This window comes from Rhizobium sp. YTU87027, assembly GCF_050644135.1.
GTDB lineage: Bacteria > Pseudomonadota > Alphaproteobacteria > Rhizobiales > Rhizobiaceae > Rhizobium.
The window spans coordinates 3,321,238-3,341,791 of the sequence record NZ_CP098440.1 but is presented as its reverse complement, the minus strand read 5'-3'; the positions used below and the strand labels follow the sequence as shown (position 1 = coordinate 3,341,791).

Annotated in this window: 19 protein-coding genes and 2 tRNA genes; 11 read left to right on the top strand and 10 right to left on the bottom strand. The window is 58.1% G+C overall.

Going from position 1 to position 20,554, the window contains the following annotated elements; translation table 11 throughout:
• Nucleotides 1-7 precede the first annotated feature (7 nt).
• Genes NBG89_RS16570 through NBG89_RS16560 form a run of 3 tightly spaced genes read left to right on the top strand, consistent with a single transcriptional unit; the run spans nucleotide 8 to nucleotide 3,653 of the window.
• The gene (locus tag NBG89_RS16570) at nucleotides 8-1,993 is read left to right on the top strand and encodes an acetyl/propionyl/methylcrotonyl-CoA carboxylase subunit alpha (RefSeq protein WP_431320835.1); all 1,986 of its coding nucleotides are present in this window, start codon (nucleotides 8-10) and stop codon (nucleotides 1,991-1,993) included.
• A gap of 53 nt (nucleotides 1,994-2,046) precedes the next feature.
• Complete coding sequence (locus NBG89_RS16565; protein ID WP_431322719.1) at nucleotides 2,047-2,877, top strand: hydroxymethylglutaryl-CoA lyase; 831 nt, start codon at nucleotides 2,047-2,049, stop codon at nucleotides 2,875-2,877.
• Entirely contained in the window at nucleotides 2,877-3,653 is a 777-nt protein-coding gene (locus NBG89_RS16560; protein WP_431320834.1) for a crotonase/enoyl-CoA hydratase family protein, read from the top strand. The genes NBG89_RS16565 and NBG89_RS16560 overlap by 1 nt, the downstream gene beginning before the upstream one ends.
• Nucleotides 3,654-3,700: 47 nt before the next feature.
• Here the strand turns inward: NBG89_RS16560 and NBG89_RS16555 are convergent.
• The 4 genes from NBG89_RS16555 to NBG89_RS16540 form a co-directional block, all read right to left on the bottom strand.
• Nucleotides 3,701-3,790 (bottom strand) — tRNA-Ser (locus NBG89_RS16555).
• Between the two features lie 106 nt (nucleotides 3,791-3,896).
• On the bottom strand, nucleotides 3,897-4,832 hold the full coding sequence (locus NBG89_RS16550; protein ID WP_431320833.1) for a restriction endonuclease: 936 nt from the start codon (nucleotides 4,830-4,832) through the stop codon (nucleotides 3,897-3,899).
• Between the two features lie 44 nt (nucleotides 4,833-4,876).
• Nucleotides 4,877-5,701 (bottom strand): DUF429 domain-containing protein, encoded by an 825-nt coding sequence (locus tag NBG89_RS16545; protein WP_431320832.1) that lies wholly within the window; start codon nucleotides 5,699-5,701, stop codon nucleotides 4,877-4,879.
• Entirely contained in the window at nucleotides 5,698-6,657 is a 960-nt protein-coding gene (locus NBG89_RS16540; protein ID WP_431320831.1) for a DUF5655 domain-containing protein, read from the bottom strand. The genes NBG89_RS16545 and NBG89_RS16540 overlap by 4 nt, the downstream gene beginning before the upstream one ends.
• Nucleotides 6,658-6,785: 128 nt before the next feature.
• Between NBG89_RS16540 and NBG89_RS16535 the strand changes: the two genes are divergently transcribed.
• The 4 genes from NBG89_RS16535 to NBG89_RS16520 are packed head-to-tail and all read left to right on the top strand — an operon-like array spanning nucleotide 6,786 to nucleotide 13,244.
• On the top strand, nucleotides 6,786-8,276 hold the full coding sequence (locus NBG89_RS16535) for an N-6 DNA methylase (RefSeq protein ID WP_431320830.1): 1,491 nt from the start codon (nucleotides 6,786-6,788) through the stop codon (nucleotides 8,274-8,276).
• A complete protein-coding gene (locus tag NBG89_RS16530) occupies nucleotides 8,266-9,477 on the top strand; it encodes a restriction endonuclease subunit S (protein ID WP_431320829.1) in 1,212 nt (403 codons plus the stop codon). Before NBG89_RS16535 ends, NBG89_RS16530 begins: the two co-directional genes overlap by 11 nt.
• 7 nt (nucleotides 9,478-9,484) lie before the next feature.
• Nucleotides 9,485-12,499 (top strand): type I restriction endonuclease subunit R, encoded by a 3,015-nt coding sequence (locus NBG89_RS16525; RefSeq protein ID WP_431320828.1) that lies wholly within the window; start codon nucleotides 9,485-9,487, stop codon nucleotides 12,497-12,499.
• 1 nt (nucleotide 12,500) lies between these two features.
• Nucleotides 12,501-13,244: a M48 family metallopeptidase gene (locus NBG89_RS16520; protein WP_431320827.1), complete on the top strand. Its 744-nt coding sequence runs from the start codon at nucleotides 12,501-12,503 to the stop codon at nucleotides 13,242-13,244.
• A gap of 212 nt (nucleotides 13,245-13,456) precedes the next feature.
• On the opposite strand, the gene NBG89_RS16515 is transcribed toward NBG89_RS16520, so the two are convergent.
• Nucleotides 13,457-14,041, bottom strand: a complete 585-nt coding sequence (locus NBG89_RS16515; RefSeq protein WP_431320826.1) for a hypothetical protein — start codon at nucleotides 14,039-14,041, stop codon at nucleotides 13,457-13,459.
• A gap of 152 nt (nucleotides 14,042-14,193) precedes the next feature.
• On the opposite strand from NBG89_RS16515, the gene NBG89_RS16510 reads away from it, so the two are divergent.
• Nucleotides 14,194-14,829 carry a recombinase family protein gene (locus tag NBG89_RS16510; protein ID WP_431320825.1) on the top strand — a complete coding sequence of 212 codons (636 nt, stop codon included), beginning with the start codon at nucleotides 14,194-14,196 and terminating at the stop codon, nucleotides 14,827-14,829.
• Here NBG89_RS16510 and NBG89_RS16505 read toward each other — a convergent pair.
• The 3 genes from NBG89_RS16505 to NBG89_RS16495 form a co-directional block, all read right to left on the bottom strand.
• The gene (locus NBG89_RS16505) at nucleotides 14,824-15,000 is read right to left on the bottom strand and encodes a hypothetical protein (RefSeq protein ID WP_431320824.1); all 177 of its coding nucleotides are present in this window, start codon (nucleotides 14,998-15,000) and stop codon (nucleotides 14,824-14,826) included. The two genes, NBG89_RS16510 and NBG89_RS16505, sit on opposite strands and share 6 nt — an antisense overlap.
• 12 nt (nucleotides 15,001-15,012) lie before the next feature.
• Nucleotides 15,013-15,546: a hypothetical protein gene (locus tag NBG89_RS16500; protein WP_431320823.1), complete on the bottom strand. Its 534-nt coding sequence runs from the start codon at nucleotides 15,544-15,546 to the stop codon at nucleotides 15,013-15,015.
• A 1,052-nt stretch (nucleotides 15,547-16,598) separates the two neighbouring features.
• A complete protein-coding gene (locus tag NBG89_RS16495) occupies nucleotides 16,599-17,591 on the bottom strand; it encodes a tyrosine-type recombinase/integrase (RefSeq protein WP_431320822.1) in 993 nt (330 codons plus the stop codon).
• A gap of 199 nt (nucleotides 17,592-17,790) precedes the next feature.
• On the opposite strand from NBG89_RS16495, the gene NBG89_RS16490 reads away from it, so the two are divergent.
• Nucleotides 17,791-18,093 (top strand): hypothetical protein, encoded by a 303-nt coding sequence (locus NBG89_RS16490; RefSeq protein WP_431320821.1) that lies wholly within the window; start codon nucleotides 17,791-17,793, stop codon nucleotides 18,091-18,093.
• A 286-nt stretch (nucleotides 18,094-18,379) separates the two neighbouring features.
• On the opposite strand, the gene NBG89_RS16485 is transcribed toward NBG89_RS16490, so the two are convergent.
• Together NBG89_RS16485 and NBG89_RS16480 are read right to left on the bottom strand one after the other, a co-directional pair.
• The gene (locus NBG89_RS16485) at nucleotides 18,380-19,237 is read right to left on the bottom strand and encodes a DUF3800 domain-containing protein (protein ID WP_431320820.1); all 858 of its coding nucleotides are present in this window, start codon (nucleotides 19,235-19,237) and stop codon (nucleotides 18,380-18,382) included.
• 248 nt (nucleotides 19,238-19,485) lie between these two features.
• Nucleotides 19,486-19,575, bottom strand: a tRNA-Ser gene (locus NBG89_RS16480).
• A 305-nt stretch (nucleotides 19,576-19,880) separates the two neighbouring features.
• Between NBG89_RS16480 and rplU the strand changes: the two genes are divergently transcribed.
• A complete protein-coding gene (gene rplU, locus NBG89_RS16475; protein ID WP_007528566.1) occupies nucleotides 19,881-20,198 on the top strand; it encodes a 50S ribosomal protein L21 in 318 nt (105 codons plus the stop codon).
• A 35-nt stretch (nucleotides 20,199-20,233) separates the two neighbouring features.
• Complete coding sequence (gene rpmA / locus NBG89_RS16470) at nucleotides 20,234-20,503, top strand: 50S ribosomal protein L27 (protein ID WP_004127267.1); 270 nt, start codon at nucleotides 20,234-20,236, stop codon at nucleotides 20,501-20,503.
• Nucleotides 20,504-20,554 lie beyond the last annotated feature (51 nt).

Here is a 20,554-nt window from a genome sequence, read left to right as displayed (position 1 = left end):
GGTAGCGATGTTCCAGAAAATTCTCATCGCAAACCGTGGCGAGATAGCCTGCCGGGTAATCCGAACCGCCAGGCGCATGGGGATCGCCACGGTGGCGGTCTATTCGGATGCCGATGTCGGGGCGCTGCACGTCGAGATGGCGGACGAGGCGGTCCGCCTGGGATCGGCCAGTGCGCAGGAAAGCTATCTCTCGATCGAACGGATTCTTTCCGCGGCGGAACGAACGGGCGCCGAAGCCATTCATCCCGGCTACGGGTTTCTTTCGGAGAACGCCGATTTTGCGGCAGCCGTGGAGGCCGCCGGCATCGTCTTCATCGGACCGCAGGCATCTTCCATTCGCGCGATGGGATTAAAGGATGCGGCAAAGGCGCTGATGGATCAGTCGGGCGTGCCCGTTGTCCCCGGCTACCATGGCGAAGAACAAAATGACGGCTTTCTGGCCGATCAAGCGACCCTGATCGGTTACCCCGTGCTCATCAAGGCCCGCGCCGGCGGTGGCGGCAAGGGCATGCGCCGTGTCGATAGTGAAGAGGACTTTCCGGAAGCGCTTGCTGCCGCCCGGCGCGAGGCAAAGGCCGCTTTCGGCGACGACGCCGTGTTGATAGAGCGCTATCTCATTCGCCCGCGCCATATCGAGGTTCAGATCTTCGGGGATCGGCATGGCAACGTTGTTCATCTTTTCGAGCGCGATTGCTCGCTTCAGCGCCGCCATCAGAAGGTGATCGAGGAGGCGCCAGCGCCAGGGATGACGCCGGAGATGCGCCGCGCGATGGGCGATGCCGCGGTGCGCGCGGCGCGTGCCATCTCCTATCGTGGCGCCGGCACTGTGGAGTTCATCGCGGACGTGTCAAACGGCCTCTGGCCGGATCGTTTCTACTTTATGGAGATGAATACCCGCCTTCAGGTCGAGCACGCCGTCACCGAGGCGATCACCGGGGTCGATCTCGTCGAATGGCAATTGCGTATTGCCGCCGGCGAGCCGCTGCCGAAGAAGCAGTCAGAGCTCGAAATCTACGGCTGGGCATTCGAAGCGCGAATTTATGCCGAGGATGCGGCCAAGGGCTTTCTGCCCGCGACAGGAACGATCAGGCATCTGGATTTTCCTGACGTTACGGCGCGGATCGATGCCGGCATTCGTCCCGGCGACACGGTCTCCGCCCATTACGATCCTCTGATCGCCAAGATGGTTGTACACGGGCCTAGCCGGAGCGTTGCCCTGTTGCGACTGACCCGGGCCTTGCAGAGCTCGCATGTCGTCGGCGTCACCACCAATCTCGACTTCCTCGCCAGACTGAGCGTGCAGGAGGAATTTACTGCTGGCCATCCGGATACCGGCCTGATCGATCGTAATCTTCAATCGCTGACAGCCATCGAGCCGCCAGCGGACACAGTCGTTGCTCTCGCTGCCGTCCTGTCGTTGGGCGCGCTTGCGTCATCATCGGATGGCGATCCATGGCTGACGCTGGGGCACTGGCAGCTGTGGAGTGAAATGCAGCGTATTGTCGCCCTGACCTATGAAGGCGGGCATTCAACCCTGAGGGTTGCCGCCAAGGGGTTCGATTTCTTTGCCGTGCACGACGGCAGGAGGGTCATTCCGGTGAAGATCGTCAGCCGGCAGGATGACGGATGCAGGGCGGAGGTCGACGGCCGGCAGGTCCAGGTCAAGGCAAGTGTAGCAGCGCATCACCTGGTGGTCAGCGTCGACCACAGGACGCATGTGTTTCACCTTGGCAACCCGCTCGATTTCAGCGCGGCTGACGTGGCGGATGGCAACAGGCTGATCGCCCCGATGCCGGGCTTCGTGAAGATCGTGCGCACGAGTTCGGGGGCGGAAGTCTCCAAGGGCGATGCGCTTGTCGTCATGGAGGCCATGAAGATGGAACTCACGCTTGTCGCGGCCCGCGATGGGACGGTGGAGGCTGTCGAGGTGAGCGAAGGACAGCAGGTCGATGAAGGCGCCGTGCTTCTGACACTCCGGGTAGAGGAGACGTGATTGTGCAGCCCGGAGAATCCACACTGCTGCCGCGGGATGTCTCGATCGTCGAGATGGCGCCGCGCGATGGCCTCCAGAACGAGAAGGACCTGATACCGACGGCGACGAAGATCGCCCTGATCGACATGATCTCGGAATGCGGTTTCGAGCGGATCGAAGCGACGAGCTTTGTCAGCCCGAAGTGGGTGCCACAGCTTGCCGATGCCGCCGAGGTGATGGCTGGTATCAAGCGCAGGCCAGGGGTCCGCTATGCAGTTCTGACGCCGAATATGAAAGGGTTCGAGGCTGCAATGGCCGCGGGCGCCGACGAAGTCGCGATCTTCGCTTCCGCCTCGGAGAGCTTCTCGCAACAGAATATCAACTGTTCCATCGCCGAGAGCATCGAACGCTTTAAGCCGGTTGCCGAAGCAAGCCGTGCGCGCGGCGTCCCGATGCGCGGCTATGTCAGTTGCGTCGTCGAATGTCCCTACGAGGGCGCCATTTCGCCGGATGCGGCGGCGCGCGTCGTCGAGAGCCTGCATTCGTTGGGCTGCTACGAGATCAGCCTCGGCGATACGATTGGTAAAGGACGACCGGAAGAGGTCGATCAGATGTTGGTGACCGTCCTCTCCTATGCACCCGCGACGATGCTTGCCGGTCACTTCCACGATACCGATGGCTGGGCCCTCGACAATATCGATGTTTCGTTGACGCACGGGCTGCGGGTTTTCGATGCGTCGGTCGGCGGATTGGGCGGCTGCCCTTACGCACCGGGCGCAAAGGGCAATGTGGATACGCTGGAAGTCGCGCAGTTCCTTTCCCGAAAGGGGTACCGAACCGGGCTCTCGCCGGAGAAGCTCGACGAAGCTGCGCGTTTTGCCCAGAGCCTTAGGAGCGCAGGATAATGCCGGAAACGCTGATGATTTCGATCGACGAACGCGGTGTTGCTCGGCTTACGCTGACCCGCGAAGACAAGCACAACGCAATGTCCGCCGAGATGATCGACGAATTGACCGAAGCCGCAAGTGCTCTCGGATCGGACAGGAGTGTGCGCGTCATCGTGCTTGCCGGGGCGGGAAAGAGCTTTTGTGCCGGCGGCGATCTGGAGTGGATGAGGGCCCAGTTCAAGGCGAGCCGGTTGGAGAGAATCGCCGAAGCGCGACGACTGGCGATGATGTTCAAGGCATTGAACGAGGTTCCGAAGCCGCTCATTGGCAGCGTCCACGGGAACGCTTTCGGCGGTGGGGTCGGGCTGATCAGCGTCTGTGACACGGTTATCGCTTCGGAGGCCGCACGTTTCGGCCTGACAGAGGTCCGGCTTGGCCTGATACCGGCAACGATCAGCCCTTACGTCGTGGCGCGGATCGGCAGCCCAGCCGCAAGATCCCTCTTCGTCTCAGGGCGAACGTTTGATGCTGCCTGCGCCAAGTCGATCGGTCTTGTCGCTTCCGTTGTTGTGTCCGCCGATCTCGATCGCGCGGTCGACAAGGAAATCGACGAATTCATCGCGGCCTCGCCACAAGCTGCAGCGCGCGCCAAGGCCCTCGCGCGTTCTCTCGCCTCACCTATCACGGACGAGATCATTGACAGCGTGATTACTCAACTAGCGGACAGTTGGGAGACGGAAGAGGCGCAGGCCGGCATTGCGGCCTTCTTCGAAAAGCGCCGGTCGAATTCTTAGAGGCTGGCGTCGACGGGTGCGGAAGAACCTGGCGGACAGGCGATTTATGGCGGAGAGGGTGGGATTTGAACCCACGATACCCTTGCAGGTATGCCGCATTTCGAGTGCGGTGCATTCGACCACTCTGCCACCTCTCCGCGGTCTGGTCGGCGCTTGTTCGGCGCGGTGGGCTACATAGCGACAGAATGAGGGGCACATCCCGCAACCGGGGCGCGCCGCGCGCGTGCCGTGATCGCTAACCCCTTAGCCCGAGCGTTCAATCAGCCATTGGAAGAGCCCGTTTTGCACCGCAGTCACGGCTAAGGTTCTCCCCGTGAAAAGATGCTCGTTCGGCCCGGTGAGTGATAGATTGCCCTTTGGAGAATGGCAGACAAAAAAGAACCTGTCGCATCCGCTCTCTACAAATCTCAATCTGTAGTCGTCCAGAACCGATTGGCTCGCACGAGACTTGACCTGCACGAATGCACGCTCACGGATTGTCGTCTGTTCAAGGATCATATCAATGTCAGCGAGTCCCTCCCCAACCTGTGTGCTCCTGATCCAACCGGAGCGGGCAAATATGAGATCGGCGAGAATTTCAAAGTCCGACCAATGAAGCCCTTTGATAAGTCTCTCTGCCGAGTCGAAAAGTCTCTCCTGCGCCTGGCGCGCCTCCACGATGAGAGGGTCGGGTCGGCAGTTGATCTGCCGCAGCAGGTAGTCCTCGTCCTTGACGGAACATATAGTCGCCCGGTAGGCGGCAAGTTGCGTTAGACGGGAGCTTAGCGCGCTCATCCTCAGTGGATTGAGCCGGATGTCAGTTTTCTTCCAACCATCGATCGTTTGGCGATAGCGGCTCGGCGCATCTGGAACTGTCGACACGAAATGGACCTTGGGTTCGGCAAAGGCCCAGTAGAGATGCTTATCCGCGAATGTGACCCAAAGACAATTGTCATCAAGGGTATAGAAATCACGAAGCTCGCGAACGCCGTTGGCTAGCGCACCTTGCGACTTCCGGCTCGAACCCAGTTGTGCCGCGACCCCACCCCAATCGTTTGCGAGGCATAACTTGTGATCGATCGAATGATATCCGAAGTTGAGGCGCCCTTTGTCGATGCCATCGCTTGCAAATACGCCGCCGCGCCCCAGCTTGATATAGCGGATGCTCGACGGTTTGATCAGATTCACTTCTTCCTTCATCTCCGCCTCGGCTGTCGTTCGGGTCAAATTTCTGGTTGCAAGCTCTATCTAATTGATACGTTGCGTTGAGTGGCTGCAGCGATCAGCCGGCTATGGATGCCTCGTGTTGCTGGCGCAATCATGTAGCCACTCTCGAGGTCGCCGATCATTACCGACTGTTCGCGTGGAGCGACAAGCCAATGTAGTCCGATCAGCCCACAGATGACCGCGTCGACCTTGTCCTGGTCTGCCTTTCTCGGTGCCTCGGAGTTCGCTACCACTGAACACCATTCGTCCAGGTGCCGCAGCGAATTGAGCGCGCCAAAACATCTGACGACTTCAGCGACGGCCTGCCAGTCGCCGATTTTGAAGCGCTTCCGGTTGACGGGGTTGTATTTCGGGGCCCCAAGTCGCGAACAGAACGCGCTCTCAAGAGTCGCCAGTGCCAGCGCAGGAAAGACCTCGAACAGAAAGAGGCCGCTCGATGCAGTTCGTGCCAACTCCGGATCTTCTATCGCTCCCAAAACCTGCTTAAAGCGCCAAATTGGTGCGGCGTCATCGAACATGCCCTTCTTCGATCGACTGGCAGGCTGAACGCCGCCTCCGATCCAGGAAATCAGCGAGCCGGCTACTTTATCGACCGGGCGCGAGCCTGTGAGGTTTGGGACGATTGTAGGCTGATCCAGTGCCACGAGGCACTTCTGAGCATGCTGGCCCTCGCCCCGGATGACGTCCAGAGCCTCCGCAAACGAGGCAGGCCGTGGCGCGAGATGTAAATGAGCGCCATCGGATTCTAGGCGGATGACACAGATTGCTCCAGGAGTTCTTGGATTGTCGGTCCAGGCCGAATCGAAGCCGACTATTGAGGTAAAGCTGGCGGACACGCTCATCCCCCTTCGTAAGCCTGTCGCAGGAGGGGCTGCGCTTTCTCGAAATCCGCCATCGATTTGAGCGTCACCTGCAGATCACCAGTGCCGAAATGCCCGACATTACGAACATCGCGCGTAAAGCCATCCTCAAGGTCCTGCTCCCCGGGGTTCAACTTGAGGAAAAGTGTCACCGTGCGCGCCTGTGGATAGATCTCCATGCACACGAAATTCTTCAGCCTCTTAAACGCGGTGTAGAGCTTGAGCTCCTTGACCTGGACGTCGTCCCCAAGGCCGATGAGGAACTGGTAGACCGCGTCGTAGATGTCGCGCAGATCCGGCGATGACTGAGAGAGCCGGTAACTCATCCGTTGGCTGAGATAGGGATCGTTATCCTGGCCAACCTCGGCTGGTTGATCCGCACTGTTAACGGGTCTCGATTCGGCCGACGTCTTAGTGGCACCAACCCGTGCTGCCTTTGGTGCGTGGACGAGCTCGATCATTAAAAGGTCCTCGCCGAAGCGGCGATAGCGGATAAGCTCGATGTTTCGGGCTATCTGCTTGACCGCATGCTCGTCATATCGAGTGAAATCGCCGGCTATGCAGAGCAGCCGTGGCGAGGTCCAATCCACCGCCTTGCCAGCCTCTGGCCCGAGGCGTTCCATCACCAACCATTGGAACTCCTTCCGGTGATCGAGCAGCCAGTCGAGATAAAAGAGCCCCTGGTTGATGACGTTCTCGTTCACCGAGCGCTTGTATTCGATGATGACCGGCGAATTGTCCTCGTCCAGACCGAGAGTATCAATTCTGCCGCCATGCACAGCACCGGTGGAATGTTCACTGGCGAGAAATCGGATCCCAAGCAGTGCTTCCAGATTTGCTTCGAATAGTTTCTGAAGCGACTTTTCGACCTGGACGGCCGCACCGGCAAGCTCGGTCACCTGGGCGCCATTGAAATGAAACAGCTTAATGTCGCTCAAAATCGACTCCGAGTAAGCTCATAGATTGCAGACAAGTTCTATTCGCCTGTGCGGCGTTGTCTAGGTAAATTGCCAGCGCACACCGATCTGATAGGATCGGTCGCAAATCATGACGGGGATTGCATAAAGTGACGACTCTGACCTTGTCGCAGCTGGAGAACCATCTCTGGCGGGCGGCGGATATCCTGCGCGGATCGATCGATTCCGGCGACTACAAGCACTACATTTTCGGGCTTCTGTTCTTCAAGCGCCTCTCGGATGTCTGGGAGGAGGAATATGAGGAGCGGCTAGCGCGCTATCACGATGCGGATCTCGCCGCTGATCCGGACGAGCATCGATTTGATATTCCCAAGGGCCATTTTTGGAAGGATTTGCGTAAGCACACGACCGATATCGGCACCCATCTGAACGCTGCCTTCCGCGCCATTGAAGACGCGAACATGAAGCTGCGCGGCGTCTTTCAGGATGTCGATTTCAACAACAAGGAGCGCTTTCCGGATGCCATGCTGGAAAAGCTGCTGCAGCATTTCGAGACTTATCGGCTGCGCAATTCCGATGTTGAGCCGGATGTGCTGGGCCAGGCCTATGAATATCTGATCGCGCAGTTTGCCGATGATGCCGGCAAGAAGGGTGGCGAGTTCTATACGCCGAAAATGGTCGTGCGGCTGATCGTCGAGTGCCTGAAGCCGGAAGAAGGCATGTCGATCTATGACCCCACCTGCGGCTCGGGCGGTATGCTCCTGGAGGCGGTGCATCATCTAGAGCGGCAGGGCAAGAACCCGAAAAGCCTTTCGCTGTTCGGCCAGGAGCGGAACCTCAACACCTGGGCCATCTGCCAGATGAACCTCTTCTTGCATGATATCGACGATGCGCAGGTGGCGCGCGGCGATACGCTGCTGGAGCCGAAGCATCTGATGGGCGACAATGTGAAGGCCATCCGCACCTTTGACCGGGTGCTGGCCAATCCGCCCTTTTCGCTGAAAAGCTGGGGCCATGATGTCTGGTCGAAGGGTGATGCCTATGGCCGCGACCGCTATGGCTGCCCGCCGAAATCCTATGGCGATCTCGCCTTCGTGCAGCATATGGTGGCAAGCCTGAAGGAAGACGGCGTCTGCGGCGTAGTGCTGCCGCATGGTGTGCTGTTTCGCGGCGGCGCGGAAGGCAAGATCCGCGAAGGGCTGATCAAAGATGATCTTATCGAGGCCGTCATCGGCCTGGCGCCCAACCTGTTTTATGGCGCGGGCATTCCGGCCTGTATCCTGATCCTGCGCAAGCAGAAGCCGGCAGCGCGCAAGGGCCAGATCCTGATCGTCAATGGCGCGGAGCATTTGGTCGAGGGCAAGGCACAGAACCATCTGTCGGAAGCTAATGTCGCAGCGCTGACAAAGGCCTATGGTGACTTTGTTGATGCCGAGCGGCTGGCGCGGGTGGTGCCGGTGAGCGAGATCGCGGCGAACGACTTCAACCTCAACATCACTCGCTATATTCACCTAGGTGGAGAGGCAGCGGAAGTGAATGTCGCTGCGGAAGTGGAAAAGCTGGTCGAGCTTCAGGCCGAGCGGGATGCGGCGGAAGCGCGGATAATGGGCTTTCTGCGGGAGCTTGGCTATGTCGCGTGAGATGCCAGAGGGGTGGCGTGCAGTTTCCTTAAGTGATGTGGCGGACTTATCGCTAGGCCAGTCCCCGAACTCATCCGAAACGAACGAGCAAGGGATTGGTCTGCCTTTTTTTCAAGGAAACGGCGAGTTCGGTGAGCGTTATCCCATCCCGCGGAGATGGGCGTTAAATGGCCCACGATTGGCCGAAGAAGGAGATATTCTAATAAGCGTCCGGGCGCCCGTGGGCGAACTGAACGTTGCACCTTTTCGATGTGTCATCGGACGAGGGCTCGGGGCAATTAGAGCACGGAAAGTTGACACTTCGTTTCTCTGGCACGCCTTACACTTCTCCGCGCCGCAGTTGCATTCGGTATCTCAGGGAAGCACGTTCGATGCTATCAATCGGGGCGATCTGTCGAAACTGACACTGCCTCTCCCTCCACTCCAAGAGCAGCGCCGCATCGCCGAAATCCTGTCCAGCGTCGATGAGGCCATTGCGGCAACGCGGGCGGTAATCGAGCAGACGAGAAAGGTCCGCTCAGAGATCCTTTCGACGTCCTTCCCAGAACATCGGGCTGTCGGGCGGTCAACTACGGATGACACCTTCAAAGGATGGTCGGTAGAACCTGCTTCAAGCATTTGCGAGAGCATCATTGACTGCAAAAATCGCACTCCTCCGGTGACCGAAAATGGTTACGCAGTTGTTCGAACGCCAAATGTTCGTAACGGCCGCTTCCGATATGATGGGCTTCAATTCACTGACAAGCACAGCTTTCAAGAATGGACGGCGAAGGGAGTGCCTAGAGCAGGGGATATTCTTTTCACGCGAGAGGCTCCATATGGCGAGGTCTGCATGGCCCCTGCAATGGCGTTTTGTCTGGGGCAGCGGATGATGTTCATGCGGCCGGATCCATCTCGTGTGAGCTCCGATTTCCTGTTGTATGCGCTCCAGTCAGGATCAGTAAAACAGGAGATGTTCCGGCGGGCTGGCGGTTCTACTGTCGGCCATCTGCGAGTAGGAGATGTTCGTGCGCTACCTATACCTGTGGCTCCCAGAGAGGTTCAGTTGCGCTTGACTTCCACCCTCAGGTCGCTGGATGAGGCGCTACACAGAAACGAGAAGACTTTATCGCGCCTTGAGGACTGCAAATCCGCCCTGATGTCCGACGTGCTCACCGGCCGCAAGCGCGTCACCGACGCCCTGCCCATGGCTGCGGAGTAAGCGCCCCATGAGCCACGGTCCCGAATGGCATTTTGCCGAGCGCCCGACGATCGAGCACCTGAAGGCCATTGGCTATCGCTTCGTGGCGCCGGCAGACCATGCAGCCTTGCGCGAGGGCGAGAACCAGGTTCTGTTTCGCCCTCATCTGATCGACGCGCTGATGCGCATCAACGGGATCGACCGCGCCTCGGCCGAGGCAGCCTATGGCGAGCTGGCTGTGATCAGCGACAACGAGGCCTGGCTGAAGGTGCTGCGCGGCGATTATGCTCGCAAGGTGACTGGCCAGGAGACGCGCCAGACGCTGCGGGTGATCGATTTGCTGGAGCCCCGCAACAACCAGTTCTCGGTGACGCATCAGCTGCGCGTGAAGGCGGAGAACACGCGCAGGCCGGATGTCGTGGTCTATGTCAACGGCATTCCGCTGGTGGTGATCGAAGCGAAAAGCCCGCTGAACGTCAAAGATAAGACTGGCGAGGCTTTCGAGCAGATCAAGCAATATGAGCAGGACATTCCGCGCCTGTTCTTCTCAAATGTGTTCAACATCGTGACCGACGGCGCGCTGGTGCTCTATGGCGCGAGCGGCTCGGGCTCCAAATACTTTGCTGAGTGGCGCGACCCCTGGCCGAAACGGGAGGCCGATTTTCCCGACACGCTCGCTAAGGGTCTCTGGTCCCTGCTGGAGCCGAGCCGTCTCCTCGACCTGATCGCGCATTATGTCGTGTTCGAAAAGACAGAGACCGGCACGATCAAGAAGATCTGCCGCTACCAGCAGTTCCGCGCCGTCAACCGCATCGTCGACCGCGTCATCGAGGGCAAGCATCGCCAGGGGCTGATCTGGCACACCCAGGGCAGCGGAAAATCGTTGACCATGGTGTTTGCCGCGCTGAAGCTGAAGACGCACCGGACAATCCAGTCCGAGGCGCTAACCAATCCGAACATTCTGGTGCTGACCGACCGCGTCGACCTGCATTCCCAGATCAGCGGCACCTTTGTCGCGTGCGGCCTGCCGAACCCGACGGCGATCGACAGCATTAAGGACCTGCACGCTCTGATCCGCAGCGGCAAAGACGGGCATACGGCGCTTTCCACCATCTTTAAGTTCCAGGGTTCGAAGGAGGCGATTGCCAATTCCGAAAACTGGATCGTGATGGTGGACGAGGCCCACCGCACCCAGGAAAAGGATCTCGGCGCCTATCTGCGCGCCACGCTGCCCCATGCCCGCTTCTTCGGCTTTACGGGCACGCCGGTGAAGAAGGATGACAAGAACACCTACGAGAATTTTGGTGTGCTGGGAGAAGGCTATCTCGACAAATACGGCATCGACGACGCCGTGGCCGATGGCGCGACCGTGCCGATCTACTATACCGGTCGCAAGACCGACTGGCATATCGACGAGGCGAAGATCGACATCCTGTTCGACACCTGGTTTGCTGAGCTGGACGACGACAAGCTGAACGAGATCAAGAAGCGCGGGGTTCAGATCGAGGATCTGGTCAAGCATCCGCGCCGCATCGAACTGATCGCCTACGATATCTGGACGCATTTCAAGCAGTATGCCCGACCAGATGGGTTCAAGGCGCAGATCGTCGCCATCGATCGTGAGGCGGTGATCCTCTACAAGCAGGCACTGACCAAGGTCATTGCCGAGGATCTTGAGGCAGAGGGCATGGAGCCTGCCGAGGCGCTCGCCCGCGCCGATGCCATGTCGGCTTGCGTCTATTCGATGAACCAGGAAGACGGCAAGCCGAGCGAGGATGCCCACAAACAGGCGATCCGCACTGAGCTCAAGGCGCATTATCTGGATGCCGAGGCGGAAAAGCTGGCCAAGAAGGCATTCGGTCGCAAGGGCGATGATCCGCAGTTCCTGATCGTCTGCGACAAGCTCTTGACCGGCTTCGACTGCCCGATCGAAAGTGTCATGTATCTCGACAAGCCGCTCAAGGAACACGGCCTACTGCAAGCGATCGCCCGAACTAACCGCGTTTCTGACGCCAGGAAGCGCAACGGGCTGATCGTTGATTACATCGGTGTCTCCGGCCATCTTGAGGAGGCGCTATCCTCCTATCGCGCCGATGACGTGAGGAACGCCATGCGCGACCTGGACGATCTGCGCAATCAGCTGCGGGCTGCGCATTCTGCCGTCACCGCGCTGATGAAGCCGCTGAAACGCAAGGCGAGCGACAAGGACGCGTTGAAGGCCGAATACGATACCTTCGTGAAGCTGCTCGGCACCGAGGACAAATGGTTCGACTTCAAGGCGAAGGCCCGCAGCTTCATCGCGCTCTATGAGACGCTGAGCCCGGACCCGAGCGTTCTGGAGTTCACCGCCGACCTAAAGTGGGTCGCTAACTTCCTGCTCTATGGCACCCAGCACTTCGAAAAGCGCCAGGCCTTCGACCAGATGAACTACAGCGAGAAGATCCGCGAGATGCTGGAAAAGCATCTGGAGGCAACGGGCCTTAGCGTCACCGTCAAGCTGCGCCATATCACCGATCCGGAGTTCTGGGGGGATTTCGATCCTGAGGGCAAGACCGAGGAAGACCTGATGACGGCAGCGATCCGCAAGACGACGGAGCTGCGCAAGACCGTCACCGAGCGGATCGACGATAGCCCGCACCAATATGGCAAATTCTCCGAACGGCTGCGCCAGCTCTTGGAAAAGCTCGAAAGCGCGCAGCTCTCCTGGTCGGAGAAGCTCAAGGCTGCGGAGGAACTGGCGAAGGACATCACCGCCGAAGATGCCGCCCATGTCGAGGCGGGCCTGTCGCCCGGCGCCTATGGCATCCTGCAGATCCTCAACGGCTTCACCTCCCAGCCGGAGGGCGAGGCTCTGGCGATCCGTCTGGAGGGGCTCTACACCGACCCCGTGACCGCTCCATCAGGTTGGTGGCAGAAGGACGGTCTGCGCAAGAGCCTGCGCCAGCAGGTGCGCTCGATGGCGCACCTGGCCGGCCTGACGCAGCTCAGGGAGATCCCGGAGGAGGTGGAGGCCTACGCGCTCAAGCATTTCGCGGGACAGTGACATGGCCGTCTATCACATCGGCAGCCAAGAAATCGAATACACCCTGCGGCGATCGCCCAGGGCCCGCAAGGCGAGCCTCAGCGTCACGCCAAAATCCTTCGAGCTCCTGGTGCCGGAGGAAGCCACCGACGAGCAGATCAGCGCCGTGCTGAACCGCAGGCGCGCTTGGATCATCGAGACCGTGCAGCACATGGCGGAGCGCGCAAGAGCGCAGACACGCGTCTACCAATTCGTGACCGGCGCCAAGATCCCCTATCGTGGCCGGATGACGAGGCTCACCATCGAGCCTTTCGACGGCTCCCTGGTCGAGGTCAGCTTCCGCAACGGTTTTCAGATCCGCAAGCCCGCCGACCTGTCTCAGGAATCGTCCGACGCCATCATCGAGAGCGCTCTCCGGCTCTGGCTGAAACGCCGCGTGCGCGACGACGCCCGCGACTTCGTTCGCCGACATGGCGAACGCCATGGGTTGAAGCCGCGCGGCGTGCAAATCAAAGACCAGAAGCACATGTGGGGCAGCTGCGGCCAGGACCGACAGATCAACCTCAATTGGCACCTGATCTTCGCGCCGAAGCCCGTGCTCGAATATGCAGTCGTCCATGAGATGTGCCACCTGAAGCACCGTAACCACGAGCCGGAATTCTGGGATCTCGTTGGGCGCGTGTTGCCGGACTGGGCGGTGCGGAAGGACTGGCTCGACAAGAATGAACACATGCTGGGCTGGGAGAAGGTGGAGCCGTCGGTCTAGCGCGCAGTATGTGTTCTTTGACTCAGAGGTGCTCATTGGCTGGCTCGGTGGTCGCAAACGTTGATTCGCAGCTTCCAACGTGCCCATCGCGCCTGTGAGCTTCTGTGGCTCATCGGCGAGTGACGCCGGTGGCATCTCAAACCAGATCTGCTCGCTGCTATCGAAAAGTGGCCGTAGCTGAAGATCCACGCCCCTAATCAACCTTAAGCCGATTAATCTCCTTTGAGCGCTTCACATCCACGAACTAGCGCTGCAGCGTTTGTGCGGAATATCTGGCTCCTGGCTTCGGAAAAGATGACAAGGTCGAGATCCTTCAGCCCTCCACCTGGCGACGCCTTCAGCTTAATAGGGAAACCCTGCATCCACGAGCGCGCTATATCTTCGGCATGGCCGGTGACGTCGATACTGATGGTCATGAGGTGGGTAACACGCGAGGCGTTCAGCCTGGTTTGGAGCTCCGGAAAGGAACCTGCCTGAGAAACGAGCCTTGCGTCCACATCGACATCGTGATCGTCGCCAATTGAAGGCCAGGGGTCGAGATCATCAGCGGTGTCGATCGACATAACTTGGCGGCCGCTATCGTAGCAAGTCAACCAAACGCGCGGCGTGCGCATGAATTCGCGCTCCGAAAGATCCTTGTCCGTTAGCTCGGCTCGCAATCTTACATTGAGACCGTCAAGCTTGATCTCTGCGGTATCCTCGTTGAGAAAGAGGTAGACGCTTGCTTCTTGCGCGCAAACTATAGCAGGAGCGCTTGAGGCGATTGCTAAGGCGAAAAGCGCGACGTGAAGTCTCATGCGAAATCCAGGGAATCTAGCCGACAAAAGGGAACCTTTATCCCATAACTCGCTCTCACCAATCCGCCCCGCCGTAAGCCTCTGTTTCTACTCAGCTCGCTTCAGCGGTCTACATAAAACCCCGCGTCCGACAAAAAGGTTCCTTTAAGTCAATGGGTTACCGGGTATTATGCCCGATGGGGCGTCATGGAATTGAAGGCATGTTATGCGGAAAATTGGATACGCTCGGGTCTCAACGAACGAGCAGCACCTGGACCTCCTTGAAGGCTCTGGAGGCGAATGACTGTGAGCTCGTGTTCACCGATCAGGGCATTTCGGGCTCGACTTTTGATCGGCCTGGTCTTGCTGAAGCGTTGAGCATAGCAGAGGGCGGCGACATGCTGGTGGTTTGGCGGCTAGATCGGCTCGGCCGGTCGCTGATAGATTTGATCCAGGTTATTAACGATCTTGGAAAGCGAGAGGTCGAATTCCGTTCGCTTAATGAGGCCATTGACACATCCACCTCCGGCGGACGGCTGACATTCCACATCATGGCGGCGATGGCCGAATTCGAGCGCTCCATCATCAGCGAACGAACCAAGGCGGGGATGTCCGCCGCGCGATCCAGGGGCAGTTTGATCGGGCGGCGACCAGCGCTCACACAAGAACAGATTCTCGAGGCACGAGACGCCTTCATAATCGATAAAGTCTCGATCGACGAGCTTGCCCAACGCTTTAAGGTCCATCCCCGCACCCTCATACGGGGGATGAAGCCGGGCGTTCTACACCCCGAGGACACGGGCCTATGACTCCGCAGGACGAGACCAGGCCTGAGAAATCGCCTTTACCCGAATCCGCGGCTTCCGCGGCTCCGGCACGTGGTTCGGAATCTTTCCGAGCATCTCCAGAAAATCCAGTTCCCGCTGGCGATACTTCTCGGCCATTGCCCTAACTCTCGCACTCAATTCTTCGCTGATCATCGCATTCTTCCTTTAGAACATGTTCCAGTCGACATCTCCGCCGACGGTTTCGCTTGAGCCGTCGGCATTGGCACCATTCGCGCTCAGCGAAAGCCGCGCACGCTCGCGTTCACGGGCCTTCCGTTCAGCAGCCAACCTCCGCCGGTGGACAGCTTTCTCCTCGTCTGACATCGAAGAAAGATCAGTCCAAGAGCGGACGCTCGTTTCGTCTACACCACGCTTGGCGCGGGCTCTGTCGCGATGAAGGCGACGTTCACGACTCTCATGAGTTTCGCCGAACTTCCAAGGTTCGTGGTCGTGGTAGTTGTAGGGGCGGACAGTCTTGCCCTCCGCCTCCCTCCTCAAACGATAAATCCTGCGCGACTCCGCCGCCGACGCAAGCGCAATAGGGTTGGGATTGCTGCGCTGAAATTCCGCTAGGCGCTTCTGCCATTCGTCAATAGCATGCCGCAGCGCCGACGCGGGCTGAAGACGAAGCCGTCCGCCATCCAAAACCGGTGATCCGCCTTCTTCTCCGGAAGAGTGTTCGATATCTACTTCGTGCATAGAGCGCGCTCCTTTCTGCGTCTAACTTAGTTATAGCCAGGTCCTGAGCCGGAGCGCCCATTTTCTTCCAGTCACGCTTTGTGCTGTTTCTCCCTTATATTAATATTTACAAAGGTATAGATATGGAGAGAGACCGCACAAAGCGTGACCCTGCCCGGGAAACGGAGACAGCGCCTATCGCCCTCCGCTTACCTGCGGCAGCTAGCTCCGGCTTCGCCGCATTCGGAATTTAAAGGAGTGCGAGCCTGGTGTGTCTTGCCGACTCGAGGATGCGTGCTGGCGCGATCCGTGATGGTTTGTGATTAATGAGCTGATTAGCCCCAAAAGCCTGCCGGCAAGCCGCTGTGTCAATTTCCCGGCATGGGAGGTTTGGTCGTCGGAATTCGGTGAACCCAAAAGCCATCCCCATCGAGCGCATTGCCTTTTTCTAGGACCTCCATTTCGGCAACGACACCAAGTCAGCGATAAGGAAGCCCAGCTCTCGCGGGCAAGGGAGGTTAGCGGTCACCACCAGACTGCAGAGAGAATGACGGCGCGGAAATTAGCATCGTCCATGTTGGCGACGGCCAGTGAATATCCCAGCCCCCGACGGTGTCCCTTGAGACAATGAGCCTGACTTAAGAGCTGGCTGAGCGCGCTCGGCAGTCATTCTTGAGAGCCTCCAGGATAAGGGAGCTGAATACGTTTTCGGTGCGACCAGGCAAGGCTTCCGGCAATGGTGGTGAACGATCGGTTACTGTGTTCCGCGCGGTTTCAGATGAACGATAACCGACCACCTCAGCCGCTCAGATGTGTCGCCGGTGCTAATCGCATTTTAGATTTCACTCAAGTTGACACTTTCGGGAAAACCATGATTTCGGCGCAAAAGTGCCAACCAAACGTAAAGCTCTGTCAACTTAGCGCAACCAAATCGGCGATTTTGAGCACAGGAATGGATGAAAAGTTGACATCTCATGTGGCATGTAGTCTCAAAAGTTGTCACTTTTGTCACAATCATATGGCGAGTTTCAACTTTTTGCAACCTTCCTATGCGTGTTGTTGTCGAGCATAATCTATCCGAGACGTCCGACCAGGGCATCTGCGCTGAGATGGGTGTAGCGCTTTAGCATCCGGAGCTCCTTGTGACCGGAGACGCTGCTTACCTCAATCATGTTCAAACCACGCTCGAACATTCGACTGACGCTTTCGTGACGCAGATCATGGAAACGCAACGCCTTGACGTCCGACCGAGCCAGCAAACGGCGCCAGGCTTGTTCGAGTGCACCGGCTGTCGTTGGGAAGACGGTAGATTGATCTACCTCTGCTCGTTCCTTCCACTCTACAAGAGCCTGGAACGCCCGCTGAGACAGCGGAACCTCGCGTCCGGAGCCGTTTTTTGTCATCGTCAATGTGATCACCCGGCGATTATGCGAAATATCTGACCACATCAGTCCCAAGATCTCCCCTCGGCGCATCCCGGTCTCGATCGCGAGAATGACGAGCGTCTTGAGGAATGAGATCTGTCCGGCGTCGCAGCCATCCAGCAGACGCTGTTCCTCGTCGCCCGTCAGCCGGCGGCTGCGCTCATTCCGGATGACCGGACGGCGCACAAGCTTCACCACATTGCGGCTGAGCGGTAGCCCCCAATCGCGGATCGCCACCTCGATGACATGGCTGAGGATCGCAAGCTCACGGACGGCCGTCGATGGAGCTACCGAACGCAAGCGCTCGTCACGGAACGAAGCGATGTCCTGCTGGCTCAGTCCGATCATGGTCCGGTAAGCCAGCTCGTGACGTCGCAGAACATCGATCCTCTGGATCTCCTGGATAGAACCCCGCTTGGTCGGTGAAACCTCACGCTGATAGCGCTCCAGCAATTCGCCGAGTGTCGTGCTCTCGAGGATCCTGGTATCGGGTGCAGCACCGAAGCGATCGACCTGGGCCTCCAGGTCGCGTGCCCATTTCTCAGCTTCGAGCTTGCTGTCGAACGACTTGCAGCGGGGCTTCATACCACGCCGACGCACCTGGGCTTGCCAGCGTCCTCTAAGTTTTCGAATTGTCGCCATGTCAATCCTCTCTAGTGCGTCGAACACGCGTAGGATACCCCGAGCGGGGAGCCAAGGACCACTAGACACCTAGATCCGCATCGTCGGCGAGAGACTGTCGAGGCCTCTGAAAGGTATTGTTAAACTCTGCGGACTATTCGTCATCAGCCTTAGGCATCTGTGCGATGCAGGGAACTCCAAATACTACCAAGAGGAAAATGTGTTTATTGTTTATCTATCATTGATAATCTTCTTGCTCTGCTTGCTGCTCGCCTTTTTCTGGCCCGACTGGTTTAATCATCTATCAAAGTCGCTGAAGATTTATGGAACTCTGGCGGCCGTCATCAGTGGTATGTGGTGGCTTGCCAGCTCCGCGATAGCGACAAAAGCTAGCGGGCCGGATGCCAACACATTGATCAATACCCTCAATTACTGGGCGGCCAATGCGGCGGTCATGTCGTCCGTGCTGTTTCTCAGCGACATCGTTGGCACGCGATTGGCATCATGGAATGCTCGACGGTAACGCGAAGGCGACGTTTTTCTGAATGCATCAGACGATAGGCTGCAGCGTCGCAACGAAGGCGACAACGACAACCTCTATGATGCTATTTTATTAGATACCTATAGATGCGCCCCAAGAGCTGCTTGGCGCAGCATCCTTACCCCTCAAGCTTGCGGCCAGGAAAAAAATCTCCACCGTTAACTTGACAGTAAGACTCTAATGACTATTTTCGCTTTCGAGGCGCAAGCCTTTCAGGTTCACCGTATGGGGGCCGCGAAGAACCGGGTTTAGCCCGGTTTTTTCGTTTTTAATCAAAGCAGTAGTATTTCACGCCCATGTGCGGCAGATGCTCGTTCTCGAGTGCAAAGTCGGCGATTCGTTTCGCGTCCCGGAGATGGCGATACAGCGCGAACTTTTTATCGTAGGCATGACGCGACATTGCATAGATGTAGCTGTCTGCGAGCTGAAGCACCGGGTGCGCTTTGGGCTTGTGCTGTATTCTACCAAGCGTCTCAGCGAAATCTGCCTGAGTTAGCGGCTCATATTTTGCGCTATTGCTAGCATCGAACTCCAGCCCATTCTCCTTCAAGTTCTTGAAGTAGTTAGTGATACTCTCATTGATCGCCGCATCTTGCTCGAACACGACATGAAGCTTTCGACCCTCTAGCCTCGCAATTTTGACCGCACGCTCGACGGTGATGTCAAATGCGCTGCGGCAAAGCCTCCACGCATCGGCATGCTTCTTAAGATATCCTCGAGCGACGTAGCCCGGCCTATCAACAACGCAACCCAATCCCATCACCGGGGCTCGGCACAACACCTTCCGCCAGTCATCCCAGAACTCGTCGCGCTGTGACTGAGATACCCTTCCCAGCCACGCAAATTTTTTGTGTTCAGAAAGCATGTCAGTGATATGGGCCGGATTATCACCAAGCTTCCATTTCTCTGCAAAGGATTGACGAAGCGCGCGCACCTCATCGTTATCCTCACCCTTCACGAGAATACCACCGAATCCAAACCAATCACGCCCCTGTCGAGAGGCGTCCGACTTCTTGTCCGGGTGGCGATTTCCCGTCTCGTCCATGTAAAGCGTAAGCGGGCGACTCATTTTGCTACCAATTCCTGAGACCTTACACTTCATGGCAGCAATAGAACGAAATGCCAACGCCGCCGTCTCTACGGCATATGCGCTTTCCACCAAGAACGATGGGCGGCCCGGGGATCAAGTCTGCCGGAACGGCCTAACGGCATCGGACATCAAATTTGCTTGCAGCTGATCGAGTTGACGCCTGGCGTCAGTCCACGAGCAAGCGAAGTGCCGAGAGCGTGGCTGCAGCCGATTCCGGCACTAGAATCCAATTTTTAGGGGTATCGTAATAGAGGCCGGAAAACCTTGGCATTCCGAGGGATTTATGGCGGAGAGGGTGGGATTTGAACCCACGATACCCTTGCAGGTATGCCGCATTTCGAGTGCGGTGCATTCGACCACTCTGCCACCTCTCCGCGGTCTGGTCGGCGCTTGTTCGGCGCGGTGGGCTACATAGCGACAGAATGACGGGCTGGCAAGACGAAATCTCAAAGCTTTTCATCCTTTTGCCTTGACAGTGTTTTGGGCCTCGCGTATCTCGGCTTCGCAATAGGTGTGGATAAGTCCGCGCCTGCCCGTTTCGCGCTCGCGCAGGCGGATCACCGGCAGCGAGAGTTCTGGGCGAAAGCCTCTGAAATCCCTGCTTAACCTCGACTGATAAAAAGACGGCCACCTGCTTGTTTGGCGGGTATGAGCCGGAACGAACATGAAAGGATAAAAAATGTTCGCAGTCATCAAGACCGGCGGTAAGCAGTACCGGGTGGCGGCAAACGACGTGCTGACCATCGAGAAGCTTGAAGCAACCGCTGGCGACGCAATTGAATTCACCGAAGTCCTCGTAATCGGCGAAGGCGCCGACGCTGCGATTGGTGCTCCCTTCGTCAAGGGCGCTTCCGTCAAGGCCGAAGTGGTCGAGCACAACCGCGGCAAGAAGGTCATCGCCTTCAAGAAGCGCCGTCGTCAGAACTCGAAGCGTTCGCGCGGCCACCGTCAGCATCACACGGTTGTCCGCATCACGGACATCGTGGCTGCCAAGTAAGATCACGGGACTTTAAGGTTTAAAGGAGAACACCAATGGCACACAAAAAAGCTGGCGGTTCGTCGCGCAACGGTCGTGATTCCGAATCCAAGCGCCTTGGCGTGAAGAAGTTCGGTGGCGAAGCCGTCATCGCAGGCAACATTATCGTGCGTCAGCGTGGTACGCAGTGGCATCCGGGTTCCAACGTCGGCCTCGGCAAGGATCACACGATCTTTGCTCTTACCGCCGGCAATGTGAACTACCGAACGAAGGCCAACGGTCGCGTATACGTGTCTGTAATGCCGAAAGCGGAAGCAGCGGAATAAGCCGGTAGCGCTCTAAAACAGCCGGCGTCTCATCGACCCGGCTGAGCGTAT